This window comes from Halomonas sp. ML-15 (assembly GCF_014779595.1).
Classification (GTDB): domain Bacteria; phylum Pseudomonadota; class Gammaproteobacteria; order Pseudomonadales; family Halomonadaceae; genus Franzmannia.
On the sequence record NZ_JACXZT010000019.1, the window covers coordinates 1,878,768 to 1,892,073 of the forward strand.

Consider the following 13,306-nt stretch of genomic DNA (forward strand, 5'->3'; position numbering starts at 1 on the left):
CATCAAAAATCTGGGTATATACATCGAAAGATAACAATTTTGTTGCTGTAAGTCCTCTGCTTTACTCAAGCCGTACGTTTCGCTGCGCTATGTGCAACGAGCCTAAGGCTTCAACCACAAGAGGACTGCTTCATGAACCGGATGACTTCCATTACCGCCGGCCTGCTCCTGGGTTCCGGTCTCGTGGCCGGCAGCGTTCATGCCGACCTCCTGGAAAGTATCAAATCTGACGGTGTCTTTACGGTAGGCACCGAAGCACGCTACGCCCCCCATGAGTTCATTGAAGATGGCGAGATCGTAGGCTACTCAGCAGACCTCATGGAATACATCATGCCTGAGCTCGAAGGCGTCGAGCTGATTCGCATGGACCTGCCGTGGCAGGGGATCCTGCCTGGGCTCGAGCGTGAGCGCTTTGACTATGTCATCACCTCGGTCACCGCCACCCCCGAGCGCATGCAGCGCTACCACCTCAGCGCGCCCATCGCCGATGCCACCATGGCAATCCTCAAGCGCGCCGGCGAAGAGGAGATCGGCTCGCCCGAGGATATCGGCGGCAAGGTCGCCGCCGCCCAGGCCGGTTCGGCCCAGCTCGAAGCGCTTGAAGCCCTGGCCGCGGAGCTCGAGGAGGCCGGTACGCCGCTTTCCGACATTCGCACCTACACCGGCGTCGATGAGGCTTACGCCGATCTCGGCACCGGTCGCGTCGACGTGGTGATCAACAGCCTGCCCAACCTGCTTGAGGCCGAGCGGACTCGCCCCGACGTCTTCGAAGTGGTCGGCACCTTCGGTGAGCCGGTCTATTTCAGCTGGGCCGGCCGCCGCGATGATGAGAGCGCTTCACTAAACGCCTTCATGGACGAGCAGATCCGGCGTCTCAATGAGGACGGCACCCTGAACGAGCTGCAGGAAAAGTGGTTTGGTGCACCCATGGACGTCCCCCTGGAACTGCCCGCCGCTGAGTGATCGCGTCCTGAGGAGCGGCCGTGGGCCGCTCCCAGGAGTCTGTCGGGTTTGACCGATTAGGTGCCCCATGTTCGAGATCCTGCTCAACCACTATCCGGTGCTGATCAAGGGCCTGACCACCACCCTGGTGGTCTCGCTCTCGGCCATCGCTCTGGGGTTGCTATTCGGCGTGCTGCTGGCCTTCGGGCTGACCAGCCGCAGCCGCTGGGTGCGCTGGCCTTGCGGCCTCTACCGCAGCTTCTGGCGCGGCACGCCGATCCTGCTGCAGCTGCTGCTGGTCTACTATCTGCTGCCGGAAATCGGCATCGAAGTGGCGCCGATCACCGCCGCCATCCTGACCCTGACGCTGAACACCACCGCTTTCCAGTCGGAGATATTTCGCAGCGGCATCGCACATATTCCCGCCGGCCAGATCGAGGCCGCGCGCATGGCCGGCATCTCGGCCTGGCAGACGCGGCGGCGTATCGTCATGCCCCAGGTGTTGCGCCTCACTCTGCCGCCATTGACCAACGAGATCATCACCATTCTCAAGAACTCGTCGTTGATCTCGGTGATTGCCGTTACCGAGCTGATGCGTGTCAGCGAGCAGATCGCTTCGCGCACCTTCCAGCCGCTCGAGACCTATCTTGCCGCGGCAGTGCTCTATCTGGCGGTCAATCTGGTGCTGGCTCGTATTAGCGCCCATCTGGAACGCCGTATGGCCGGCGGCCTGGCAACCGAATAGGGACATCCCGAGGAGCTATCGTCATGTTTGATCTTGCCCTGCTCTGGGAGACCCGCGAGCTGATCCTGCAAGGCCTGTGGAACACCGTCTGGATCTGTTTCCTGGGCTGTCTGGTAGCACTCTCGCTGGGCCTGGTGCTGGCCGCGCTGCGACTCTCCAGCCCGCGAATCTTCGGCTACCCGGTGGCCTGCTATGTGGAGATATGCCGCGGCACGCCGCTGCTGGTGCTGCTGTTTCTGCTCTACTACGGCGGCCCCAGTATCGGCCTGCGGCTCGATGCCGAGATCGCCGGCGTCACCGGCATCGGCCTTTACGGCGCCGGCTATTTCGCCGAAATCTACCGCGGCGGCTTCAAGTCGATTCCCAAGGGCCAGCTCGAGGCGGCGCGCATGCTCGGCATCTCGCCCTGGCACGCGCTGACCCGCATCCAGATCCCGCAGATGCTGCGCCTGATCGTGCCCCCCGGCACCAACCAGCTGATCATCCTGGTCAAGGAGTCGGCGCTGATCTCGATCATCTCGGTGGACGACCTGACCAAGAATGCCACCACCATCGTCAACCAGACCTTCAATGTGATCGAGCCCTACCTGGCCGTCGCCCTGCTCTACTGGATGATCATCGAACTGATCGCCCGCGGCGGCTATGCCCTGGAGAAGCGCCTGGCCAACCGCCAACCGCGCCACACTGTCCATCAAGGAGAGTCCGCTCATGCCAACGGCTGACGCTATCACCACGCCCACCGCTGACTCGCCCCGGACCCGCGGCGAGCCGATCGTCGAGGCCCGCGGCATCAGCAAGCGCTTCGGTGAGCTGGAGGTGCTGAGCGACATCGATTTTCGCCTCGACGAATCTGAGGTGGTCTGCGTGATCGGTCCCTCCGGCTCCGGCAAGTCGACCCTGCTGCGCTGCCTGGCCTTTCTCGAGCCCTACGACCACGGCAGCGTACATATCGACGGCCAGCTGCTCGGCTATGAGGAGCGTGGCGGCATGCGCGTGCGCGCCAGGGAGTCCCGCGTCGACGCGGTACGCGCGCCGGTGGGCATGGTCTTCCAGCACTTTCATCTGTGGCCGCATCGCACGGCACTGGAGAACGTCACCGAGGCGCTGCGACTGGTCAACGGCCTTTCCCGCCGTGACGCCGAGGCAGAGGGCATGGCAATGCTCGAGCGGGTCGGCCTGACCGATCGCGCCGGGCACTTCCCCGAAAGCCTCTCCGGTGGCCAGAAGCAGCGCGTCGCCATCGCCCGTGCGCTGGCCATGAAGCCACAGGTGATGTTCTTCGACGAGCCCACCTCGGCGCTGGATCCCGAACTGGTCGGTGAGGTGCTCGATGTTATGAAGCGTCTCGCCAAGGACGGCATGACCATGGCCATCGTCACCCACGAGATGGGCTTCGCCGCCAAGGTCGCCGATCGCGTGGTATTCATGGACCAGGGCCGGATCGTCGAGAGCGGCTCCCCCGAGACGCTGTTCCGCACGCCGCACAGCGTGCGACTCCAGCAGTTCCTCAACACCTGGCGCGAGCGCCATATCGATTGACGCACTTCAGCCACCGGTGGCTGATCATCACAAGGAGAACATCATGAGCCCCCAGCCCCATTTCGACCACGCCCAGATCGAGCAGCTGCCGCGCAGCAATAGCGAGCCCTGCGGCCACAATCACACCCTCGAGACGCCGATCTCCCCGGACGGCACGCCGGTGCTCGGCAAGCGCTACGAAGTGGCAGCCCGCGGCGGCCGCGCGGTACGCCTCAAGAAGGGCCAGATCATCCGCATCATCAATACCCACGGCACCCAGGTCTGCGACACCTGGGCCTTCAGCAGCGACAACCTCAACGAGTTCATGTCCTGGGAGCACGGCCGCGCCTGGCTCAGCGGGCTGATTCCCCAGGTCGGCGACCCGCTGATGAGCAACCGCCGGCGTCCGATCATGACCCTCACCGCCGACACCTCCCCCGGGGTTCACGACACCCTGATGGCAGCCTGCGACCTGTTCCGCTACATGACCCTCGGCGTCGAGGGCTATCATGACAACTGCGCCGACAACCTGCGAATGGCGGTCAAGGCAATCGGCATCGATGCCCCGGAAGTGCCGCAACCGCTCAATCTGTGGATGAACATCCCGGTCAACGAGCAGATGAAGGTCGACTGGTGCCCGCCGGTCTCCAAGCCCGGCGACTATGTCGAACTGCGCGCCGAGATGGACTGCATCGTCGCCATGTCGTCCTGCCCCCAGGACATCATCCCCATCAACGGCGAGGGGTGTGTGCCCGTCGAGGTTCACTTCGAAGTTCACGAGTGAGGAGACGCTGATGGCCAAGATGACCGACGCCACCCGCCGCAACGCCGCCACCGGCGAAACCTATGCCCCGCACCTCGAGCCGCGCTACCGCGAGATCGCCACCTTTCTGCGCGCGCCGCTGGCCGAGCGCCTCGACGCGCTGGATATCGCCCTGGTCGGCATTCCCTTCGACGGTGGCGTCAGCAACCGCCCCGGCGCCCGCCTCGGCCCGCGCGAGATACGCAACCAGTCGAGCCTGATGCGCAGCATCCACCACGTGACCCGCCAGGACCCTTTCGCCCAGGCGCGCATCGCCGACATCGGCGACGTGCGCTTCTCCTCGATCTACGACCTCGGGCGGGTCTCCGACGACATCGCCACCCACTATCGCGCCATTCACCAGGCCGGCGTGATCCCCCTCAGCGCCGGCGGCGACCACTCGGTGACCTACCCGATCCTGCGCGGCCTGGCTGCCGACGCCCCGGTGGGGCTGATCCAGATCGACGCCCACACCGATACCTGGGACGACTTTCAGGGTTCGAAATTTCACCACGGCGGCCCCTTCCGGCTGGCCTGCGAAGCCGGCCTCATCGACCCCAAGCGCACCGTGCAGATCGGCATTCGCGGCGCCCAGAACACCGCCCAGGGCTGGGACTACTCCGACGCCAGCGGCATGCGGGTGATGTTCATGGAGGAGGTCGATGCGCTGGGCATCGAAGCGGTGATCGCCGAAGCACGGCGGGTGGTGGGTGATGGCCCGGTCTATCTGTCGTTCGATATCGACAGCGTCGATCCGGCCTTCGCGCCGGGCACCGGGACCCCGGAAGTCGGCGGGCTGACCAGCCTGCAGGCGCTGCAGCTGGTGCGCGGTTTTCGCGGCCTGCCGCTGATCGGCGCCGACGTGGTGGAGGTGGCGCCGCCGTTCGACCCCAGCGGCAATACCGCCCTGCTCGGCGCCACCCTGATGTATGAACTGCTGTGCCTGCTCGCTGAGCAGCGTGCAACGGCCTGAGCGCCTCCCTTCTCAGGCCGAGCCGAAGTAGCGCTCGCGATCCTCGGGGGTGACATCGCTGATATGCAGCGGATAGTCGCCGTCGCGGCGGTCCTGGTAGAAGTGGCGCAGGGTACGTTCGATGGTCGGAAAGGCGAGCTCCTCCCAGGGGATTTCGTGCTCCTCGAATAGCGCCACCTCGAGGCTCTCGGGGCCGGCGTCGAAACCGCCCTCGAGATCGGCGCGGAACATCATATAGACCTGATTGATATGCGGCAGATTGATCAGGGTGTAGAGGCCGTGAATGGCCACTTCGGCGCAGGCCTCCTCGCGGGTTTCGCGGGCGGCCGCCTCGACGGTGGTCTCGGCGTTCTCCATATAGCCCGCCGGCAGCGTCCAGTAGCCTTTGCGCGGCGAGATGGCGCGGCGACACAGCAACACCTTGCTACCAATTACCGGCAGGGTACCGGCGACGATACGCGGATTCTGGTAGTGAATGGTGCCGCAGGCATCGCACAGATAGCGCGGGCGGTCGTCGCCCTCGGGAATCGCGAAGCGGACGGTATGGCCGCAGTGGCTACAGAAGTTCATGGCTCTCCTTGATGGCGCGGGATGAGGCCAGCAGCGGCGTGGTCGGGAGGGTAGTCCGCCACCGGGGCGGAGCATGCCTTGACGCCTGTGCGGGAGCTGGGTACAACACATGAAACCCAGCGGATACCCCATGTTAGAGAAACTGCGCGAGCGCCTGCAAGCACACCATCCTCAACGCCTGAGGCTTGCCATGCCAGAGGCGGCGGTGCTGATCCCGATCGTGAACCGGCAAGAGCCGACGCTGCTGTTCACCCGGCGCGCCGACCACCTCAATACTCATCGCGGCCAGGTAGCCTTCCCCGGTGGCAAGCGCGAGGAGCACGACCGTGACCTGCTGGAGACCGCACTGCGCGAATCCGAAGAGGAGATCGCGCTACCGCGAGGGCAGGTCGAACTGCTCGGTCAGCTCAGCGAAGTGGTCTCGCTGCACGGCCTCAAGGTCACCCCCTATGTGGGGCTGATTCCGCCCGATCTGCCGCTGATCGCGGACCCCAACGAGCTGGACGCCATCTTCGAAGTCCCGCTGGCGCTGTTTCTCGACGACTGTCGCAGCCACACCGACGTGATCACCGTCGACGGCCGCCCCTACTACGTTCCCAGCTATCAGGCTCAGGGCCAGGTGATCTGGGGACTCTCGGCGATGATGCTGGTGGAGCTGCTCAGCGAGGGGTTCGGCTGCTCGGTGAGCCTCGACCGCGCACCGGATGGCGGTCCGCTGCGCCATCGTCCACCCCGGCTCGGGCCGCGGCAGACACCCCCCACCCCCCACCATCGACAAGATTGAGCCGTATAATGCAAGCCGTTCTGATTATCCTCGCTATTGCTGCCCCGCTGGTATGGTTCTTCATGCGTACCAAGGCCAAGGGCTTTCAACTGATGCGCTGCGCCCTCTACCTGCAGAATCTTCAGGACGTCATCGACGGTCACCCCGGCGACGACAATCTGGTAGTCACCCGCGAGCAGGCGGAACAGGCCTACCAGACCGCCCGCGAAGAGTTTGCCGGCATGGCCACCCGCCAGGGCCAGGCCTACTGCGTGCACGTCACCCAGGCCCAGCTCAAGGCTTATGGCAACAAGAAGAGCGTGATGCTGGCCCGCGCCCGCGCTCACGGCTTCCCCGAGTGATGACGGCATGAGCGCCAGGCCCGTCTTCGACCCGCAGCGCCTGACCCCGATGGTCGATGCGCTGGTCGAGCGCGGCTGGTACCTGGCCGAGGGGTTTATCGACGCCGAGCTGAGCCAGGCCCTCTACGCCGAGGTGTGCCGGCTCGCCGAGCAGGATGCGCTGGCGGCGGCGGGTATCGGCCGCGGCAGCGCGCATCACCTGCGCCGCGATATCCGCGGCGACGCCATCCACTGGCTCGACCGCGAGAGCCTGGCCCAGCGCCGCTACCTGACGGCCATGGGCGAGCTGCAGCAGAGCCTCAACCGGGCGCTCTATCTGGGTCTGTTCGAGTTCGAGGCGCACTTCGCCCACTACCCCCCGGGAAGTTTCTACAAGCCCCATGTCGACAGCTTCCAGGGCCGCGCCAACCGCATGATCTCCACGGTGCTCTATCTCAACCCCGACTGGCCCGTCGACGCTGGCGGTGAGATGGTCATCTACTCAGGCGAAGACGCCAGCCGCGAGCTCACTCGGGTGCGCCCCGAGGCCGGCACCTTCGTCTGCTTCCTCTCCGAATCGGTGCCCCACGAGGTGCTGCCGACCCGCCTGCCACGGGCCAGCATTGCCGGCTGGTTCCGGCGCAACGCCTCACTGGGCGGTCGCGTCGATCCGGCGCGCTAGGCGCTGACTTCAGGCCTTGAGCACGTAGCGCAGTATCTCGACCACCTGGTCGGTGGAAGTGGCCCACGCCAGCGCCTGGGCATCGACCTCCTTGAGCGGATGCACGATCTCCTCGGCGTGCAGGGTCACGTAGGGCTTGCCGAGTGCCGCACAGTAGCCAGCGTCGAAGGCCGCATTCCACTGCTTGTACTGGTCGCCGAAACGCACCACGACGAGATCACTCTGCTCGATCAGGGTCTTGGTACGGATCAGATTGACCTTGGAGGACTTGTGGTCGCGCCAGAACTGGCGGCTCTCCTCGCCCAGATGGTCGCCGGCGGCGTCGCTGGCGGCGTGATCGGTCACCGCCGAGGTGAACACCACGTCGAGGCCCAGCGCCTCGGCACCGCGCTGGATCTCATCGCGCCAGTCGGTGTGGATCTCGCCGGACAGGTAGACGTAAAAGCTCATCAGAGGCTCCATGGCAAATCGAAAAGGTCGGCCATGATAGCCCAGCGCGGCAGGCGATCAAAAATCCCGCGACAGAGTGACGGCGCCAAACAGGTCGTGGCTGGTCTGGCCTTCGAACTCATGGCTGCGCCGCACCGCGGTATAGCTCAGCTGCCAGGCATCCCAGGCCAACGCCGCGCCGCCCGCCAGATCGCCGACCCACTCGCGGCGCTCCACCGAGTGGCTGCCCTTGACGGTGTTGCCGTCCAGGGTCAGGTTGTGGGCCATGTAGTAGCCCTCGATACTGGCAAACAGGTACCAGCGCAGGCCCGACGCCTGCGTGAACGCCTGGCGCCCTCCCGGATTGGGCGTGACCGTAGGAATGCCAGCGGCGTCATCGCCGAAGCGCACCCCATAGCCGCCGCTGGCATAGGTGTAGAGGTTGCCCAGCGCCAGTCCTGCGCTGGGGCCGTGGGCCAGGGTCTTGCCGGCCAGCGGCGATTCATGCCACCACTGGCGGCGCAGCGCGGCGTTGACGATCGGCTCGTCGGCAAGCTGATTATTCCAGCCCCGTGGCCGGTCGCTGCGCGAGAAACGGTGCGCCTCGCGCTGGATGCGCTCAGCTTGGGACGAACGCCCCACCATGCCCACGTCGAGGTGCAGGTCAGTGGCCTGGCGCCAGTCGCCGCGGGCCACGTCCTCGTAGAAGGATACCCCACCAAATACCAGCCCGACATAGGGGCGGTCGTCCTCGATCAACGCGCGCTGCTCGATGTCGTCAGGAGTATAGATCTGGTGGATCAGCCGGTAGGCCACGCTGTCGGCCTGGCCGATCAGCGTATCGGGCAACAGCGCAGCTACCCGCTGACTCCAGTGCTCCGCGTCGGGTGCGAAGGCCCAGTTGAGCTCAGCGCCACTGGTGAAATGACCGTCATCGCTGCTGGCCAGGAAGTCATTCTCGACCTTGACGGTCAGCATGCCATCGGCGGCCATGGCCAACCCGGGGAGGGTGACCAATGCAGCGGCCGCGACCCAGCGGCGCCAGGTCATGACATTACGGTAGAGCATGTCTCGATCCTTGAGAACGTAACCTTAGAAACGATAGCTGATAAAAGCCCCGACCACCGGCTGCAGCGAATCGCCAACATCGTCGACGATGGGACTGTCGGCGGCGTCGCCGCTCAGATAGGTGACGCCTGCCAAGGCGGTGAGCGACCAGGCCGGGGTCAGCGCATAGCTGACGGTGCCGCTCAGCCCATAGCGCAGGTAGCCGCTGCCGGGCTCATACGCCGTCAGCCCGGAGCGGGCGCTATCCTCGGCGGAGACGCCGAACATCGCTCGCGTCCAGCTGGCGCTGGAGTAGCTGACACTGGGGCCAAGGGTGACGAAGGTGCGCTCGTCGAGGGGCGCTCTCCAGGTAGCACGCGCCTGCCAATCCGACCCGTTGACGTCGCCGGTTACGGCAGACTCCCCGGACAGGCTGTAGCGCCATGGCCCCTGGTCATAGCTCACCCTCAGGCCGAGCGTTGCGCCACCGTCGACCTCTTCGAACGCCGCTAGCTCGCCGCGATTATCGCGCCCGAAGGTATAGCCGAGATAAGGCGACACTACCCAGTTGCCCTCGCGAATGGCGTTCCAGCCCAGCCCCTCGCGGGGGTTGAAATAGAACGCATCGCCGTAGCGCAGCTCCAGCGACGGCCAGGCTCGGGTGCGCATATCATCGCTGCCCAGATACTCCGGCGTTACCAGCACTCCCGCCCCGACGCTTCCCTGCCACAAGTCCTCCGCCATCGCCGGCGTCACCGCCAGCCCAGCCGCCAGCCCCAGCCACCATCCGCGCATCGCCATATCCTTTTTCTTGGTCATTCTTGCAAGCCTACAAACATTTTTGATTGTATGTAATCGTGCAGCAATAATGCAAGAGACAAACGTCGGAGTCGCTGGCAGATCCCTACGCTCAAGAGGGATACGCGGGAGGGTCAAAGCGCCACCATGGCAGGGGCGGTTTCAACCAGGCGTCGGCTGAGTGATCAAGCCGTAGGTTTCCGGGCGACGATGAAGCGCAAAATTGAAGATATGCTCGCGGATTTCGCGGGTGCGATCCAGGTCGCATTCGTGGGTGATCAGTTCATCCTCGAGCGTATCGGCCATGGCAACGATCTCGCCGGTAGGGGCGATGATGCAGCTCTGGCCGAGCAGGTCGCAGCCCTCCTCCCGGCCCGCCTTGGCGACGCCCACCACCCACATGCCGTTCTGGTAGGCGCCGGCCTGCATGCAAAGGTGGTTGTGAAAGCCCTGCAGGTGGTCATGGGCCGGTACCGGCGGATAGTGAATCGGGGTGTTGTAGCCGAGCATCATCAGCTCCGTCCCCTGCAGGGCCAGCATGCGGTAGGTTTCCGGCCAACGCCGATCGTTGCATAACGCCATCCCCATGGTGCCGCCGAAGGCCTGCCAGGTGCCAAACCCCAGATCGCCGGGTTCGAAATAGCGCTTCTCGAGATGCTGGAACGGGCGCCAGGGTTCATGTTCATGGTGCCCGGGCAGGTGCACCTTGCGGTACTTGCCGACGATGTCGCCGCGGCCATCGACCAGAATCGAGGTATTGAAGTGGCGCGCCTGCCCCGCTTCCCAGACCAGCTCGGCATAGCCCAGATAGAAGCCGATACCCAGTTCGCGGGCGGTATCGAACAGCGGCCGGGTCTCCGGACCGGGCATCTCGCGCTCGAAGAAGGCATCCAGCTCCGCCGGGTCATCGAAGTACCAGCGCGGGAAGAAGGTGGTCAGCGCCAGCTCCGGGAAGACCACCAGTTGCACGCCACGCGCATGGGCCTGGCGCATCAGCGCAATCATCCGGGCAACGGCCTGGCGGCGGGTCTCCTGGCGGCGGGTCTCCTGGCGGGCAATGGGGCCCAGCTGGGCGGCGCCTACGATCACTTTACGGCTCATGGGAATTCCTTGTGGGGAGCGGACTGACGACGGCCACGCAGCCTGACGTCATTCGCTCAAGGCCAGCAGAACCTGCAGCAGCACGTTAGCGCCGGCCTCGAGGTCTTCAGGCGAGGTGAATTCATGGATGTTGTGGCTGATACCGCCGACGCTGGGCACGAAGATCATGCTGGTGGGACAGACCCTGGCCAGCATCTGGGCATCGTGGCCGGCACCGCTGGGCATGCGCATCACCGAGTGGCCGAGGGCATGGGCCTGCTTCTCCACCAGGTCCACCATGGCCGGGTCGAAGGGCACCGGATCGAAGCGCGCCAGGGTGCGGCGTTCGACCTGGATGCCTTCCTGCCCCGCCAGTCGTGCCACGAAATCGGCCAGTTCCTGCTCGGCCATTGCCAGCTGCTGGTTGACGGTGTTGCGCAGATCCACGGTAAAGCGGGCGTGGTTGGCCACCACATTGACCAGGTTGGGGGCGATCTCCAGCGAGCCCACGGTGCCGACCTGATCGCCACCGATGCGGGTCACCAGCTCGCGCACGAAGGTGGCGGTAGCCATGGCGGCGTAGCCTGCGTCGTGGCGCAACCGCATCGGCGTGGTGCCGGCATGGTTGGAGGTGCCGGTGAACGTGAACTCCGTCCAGGAGATGCCCTGCACCTTTTCCACGGCACCAAGGGTCACGCCGGTCTCCTCCAGCACCGGCCCCTGCTCCACGTGCAGTTCCACGAAGGCATGAACGTCCGGGGCGCCCACCGGGTCGCTGCCGCGGGCGTCGATAGCATCCAGGCAGTCGCCCACCCGCTCCCCATCGATGCCCCGGGTCGCCAGGGCCTCCTCCAATGGCATGCCGCCGACGTAGACCAGGCTCCCCATCATGTCCGGGGCGAAACGGGCCCCCTCCTCGTTGGTGAAGACAGCCACGCACAGCGGACGGCGGGTGGTGATACCGGCATCGTTCAGGGTCTCGATCGCTTCCAGGCCAGCCAGCACGCCCAGGTTGCCGTCGTAGAGCCCACCGGTACGAACGGTGTCGATATGCGAGCCGGTCATCACCGGTGGGCCCGCCTCCAAGCCGGGGCGAAGACCGAACAGGTTGCCCATGGCATCGCTGCTGACCTCGAGCCCCAGGTCATGCATCCAGGCCAGGACGCGCTCGCGCCCCTGGCGATCCTCCTCGCTGAGCGCAAGCCGGCACACTCCGCCACCCGGTAAGGCACCGATCTCGCCAAGAGTCTGCAGGCGTGCCATCAGACGCGGGCCACTGATTGTGAGTGAATCACCCATGGGCATGTACCTCCCCGATTACCTCGGCCGACGAACGTCCGACCAGTTCCCGATAGACCGCCTCATCGGTGGCGCCCTCACTGCCGATCAGCAGCACCCGGCTCTGGCCATCCAGGCCCAGCGCCCGGCTAAGCTCAGGGCTCTGCCGGGCGATCAGCAGCCCGGCAAGGCCGGCCACCGCACTCTCGCCCGCCACCAGCGGGGCATCATCGCCGACGCCATCGGCCAGCAGCTTCATGGCATCCACGGCAGCGGCATCGCTGACGGCCATGAAGTCATCGATGCCCTCGTCCAGCACCTCCCAGGCAAGCAGGGAGACCTCACCGCAGGCCAGGCCCGCCATCAGTGTCTCCAGCTCCCCCTCCACCGCGGTGGGCACGCCGGCACGGGCGCTGGCATAGAGGCAGGCGGCGCGCTCGGGCTCGACCACCACGACCCGAGGACGCTCGGTCCCATAGGCCTCCCAGAGCTGGGCCAGGGTGGCCGCTGCCAGTCCACCCACGCCGCCCTGGATGAAGCAGTGGGTCGGCGGCGTCTCGAGCTGCTGCACCGCCTCATCGATCATCACCGTATAGCCCTGCATCACATCCCGCGGCACCGTCATATAGCCGGGATAGGAGGTATCGGATACCACGAACCAGCCGTTCGCCTCGGCATCCCGCGCCGCCTGGCGAACCGAGTCGTCGTAGTTGCCGCCCACCCGGCGCACCTCCGCACCGAAATGGGCAATGGCCTCCTCGCGCCCCTGCGACACCGTGGCATGCAGATAGATCACGCAGCGCGCCCCGAACTGCTGGGCACCCCAGGCCACCGAACGGCCATGGTTACCATCGGTGGCACAACAGACCGTGATGCCGGCAACCGCTTCGCGGTAGCGCCCCGCCAGTAGATCGTCGGCGGTCACCCCCGAGGGCAGCCGTGACAACAGCAGGCGCAGCACGGCATAGGCACCGCCCAGCGCCTTGAAGCTGTTGAGCGTGAAGCGGTGGGCCTCGTCCTTGTAGAATACCTGGCCGACCCCGGCCGCCGCTGCCAAACCTTCGAGCTCCACCAGCGGCGTGGGGGCATAACCCGGCCAGCGGCGAATCTCGTCGCGGGCGGCGATCATCGCGTCCTGGGTGAGCACGGCGCGAGGCCGCGGGCCGATCGGCTCCCCGCGCCTGGCACGCGGGTTGGCGAAGTGAAGCACGCTGTCGTGAAGGATCAGGGGGCGCATGGGCATCCTTGAAGCAGACCGCAAACGGGGCCCGAAAGCGGGTTGAACGGGGTTGATCAGTTGCCATCCAATCTGAAATATTATTTTCATTCTGTCAACGA

Annotated in this window: 16 protein-coding genes; 9 read left to right on the forward strand and 7 right to left on the reverse strand. The window is 65.5% G+C overall.

Annotated elements, in window-relative coordinates; all coding sequences use genetic code 11:
* Positions 1-132 precede the first annotated feature (132 nt).
* From IEI94_RS20455 to speB, 6 genes are all read left to right on the forward strand, one after another.
* Positions 133-963 carry a transporter substrate-binding domain-containing protein gene (locus IEI94_RS20455; protein WP_191169056.1) on the forward strand — a complete coding sequence of 277 codons (831 nt, stop codon included), beginning with the start codon at positions 133-135 and terminating at the stop codon, positions 961-963.
* 67 nt (positions 964-1,030) lie between these two features.
* Positions 1,031-1,687, forward strand: coding sequence for an amino acid ABC transporter permease (locus IEI94_RS20460; RefSeq protein ID WP_191169057.1), 657 nt, complete (start codon positions 1,031-1,033; stop codon positions 1,685-1,687).
* A 23-nt stretch (positions 1,688-1,710) separates the two neighbouring features.
* Entirely contained in the window at positions 1,711-2,409 is a 699-nt protein-coding gene (locus tag IEI94_RS20465; protein WP_191169058.1) for an amino acid ABC transporter permease, read from the forward strand.
* Complete coding sequence (locus IEI94_RS20470; RefSeq protein ID WP_224750212.1) at positions 2,396-3,226, forward strand: amino acid ABC transporter ATP-binding protein; 831 nt, start codon at positions 2,396-2,398, stop codon at positions 3,224-3,226. Before IEI94_RS20465 ends, IEI94_RS20470 begins: the two co-directional genes overlap by 14 nt.
* A gap of 43 nt (positions 3,227-3,269) precedes the next feature.
* A complete protein-coding gene (locus IEI94_RS20475; protein ID WP_191169059.1) occupies positions 3,270-3,989 on the forward strand; it encodes a DUF1989 domain-containing protein in 720 nt (239 codons plus the stop codon).
* A 10-nt stretch (positions 3,990-3,999) separates the two neighbouring features.
* Positions 4,000-4,980, forward strand: a complete 981-nt coding sequence (gene speB, locus IEI94_RS20480; RefSeq protein WP_224750213.1) for an agmatinase — start codon at positions 4,000-4,002, stop codon at positions 4,978-4,980.
* Positions 4,981-4,992: 12 nt separating this feature from the next.
* Here speB and IEI94_RS20485 read toward each other — a convergent pair whose 3' ends face one another.
* A complete protein-coding gene (locus IEI94_RS20485) occupies positions 4,993-5,550 on the reverse strand; it encodes an NUDIX hydrolase (protein WP_191169060.1) in 558 nt (185 codons plus the stop codon).
* A 130-nt stretch (positions 5,551-5,680) separates the two neighbouring features.
* Between IEI94_RS20485 and IEI94_RS20490 the strand changes: the two genes are divergently transcribed.
* From IEI94_RS20490 to IEI94_RS20500, 3 genes are read left to right on the forward strand one after another with little or no spacing between them, the layout of a single operon-like run.
* Positions 5,681-6,334 carry a CoA pyrophosphatase gene (locus IEI94_RS20490; RefSeq protein WP_191169061.1) on the forward strand — a complete coding sequence of 218 codons (654 nt, stop codon included), beginning with the start codon at positions 5,681-5,683 and terminating at the stop codon, positions 6,332-6,334.
* An 8-nt stretch (positions 6,335-6,342) separates the two neighbouring features.
* On the forward strand, positions 6,343-6,675 hold the full coding sequence (locus IEI94_RS20495; RefSeq protein WP_191169062.1) for a hypothetical protein: 333 nt from the start codon (positions 6,343-6,345) through the stop codon (positions 6,673-6,675).
* Between the two features lie 7 nt (positions 6,676-6,682).
* The gene (locus IEI94_RS20500; RefSeq protein ID WP_191169063.1) at positions 6,683-7,336 is read left to right on the forward strand and encodes a 2OG-Fe(II) oxygenase; all 654 of its coding nucleotides are present in this window, start codon (positions 6,683-6,685) and stop codon (positions 7,334-7,336) included.
* Positions 7,337-7,345: 9 nt separating this feature from the next.
* Here the strand turns inward: IEI94_RS20500 and IEI94_RS20505 are convergent, their stop codons facing one another.
* The 6 genes from IEI94_RS20505 to IEI94_RS20530 form a co-directional block, all read right to left on the reverse strand.
* Positions 7,346-7,786: a YtoQ family protein gene (locus IEI94_RS20505; RefSeq protein WP_191169064.1), complete on the reverse strand. Its 441-nt coding sequence runs from the start codon at positions 7,784-7,786 to the stop codon at positions 7,346-7,348.
* Between the two features lie 57 nt (positions 7,787-7,843).
* Positions 7,844-8,833 (reverse strand): lipid A deacylase LpxR family protein, encoded by a 990-nt coding sequence (locus tag IEI94_RS20510; RefSeq protein WP_224750214.1) that lies wholly within the window; start codon positions 8,831-8,833, stop codon positions 7,844-7,846.
* Between the two features lie 24 nt (positions 8,834-8,857).
* Positions 8,858-9,631 (reverse strand): MipA/OmpV family protein, encoded by a 774-nt coding sequence (locus IEI94_RS20515; RefSeq protein ID WP_224750215.1) that lies wholly within the window; start codon positions 9,629-9,631, stop codon positions 8,858-8,860.
* Positions 9,632-9,772: 141 nt separating this feature from the next.
* Complete coding sequence (locus tag IEI94_RS20520; RefSeq protein WP_191169065.1) at positions 9,773-10,711, reverse strand: N-carbamoyl-D-amino-acid hydrolase; 939 nt, start codon at positions 10,709-10,711, stop codon at positions 9,773-9,775.
* A 48-nt stretch (positions 10,712-10,759) separates the two neighbouring features.
* Positions 10,760-11,989, reverse strand: coding sequence for a Zn-dependent hydrolase (locus tag IEI94_RS20525; RefSeq protein ID WP_224750216.1), 1,230 nt, complete (start codon positions 11,987-11,989; stop codon positions 10,760-10,762).
* Positions 11,982-13,205, reverse strand: coding sequence for a diaminopropionate ammonia-lyase (locus tag IEI94_RS20530; protein WP_191169067.1), 1,224 nt, complete (start codon positions 13,203-13,205; stop codon positions 11,982-11,984). The genes IEI94_RS20525 and IEI94_RS20530 overlap by 8 nt, the downstream gene beginning before the upstream one ends.
* Positions 13,206-13,306 lie beyond the last annotated feature (101 nt).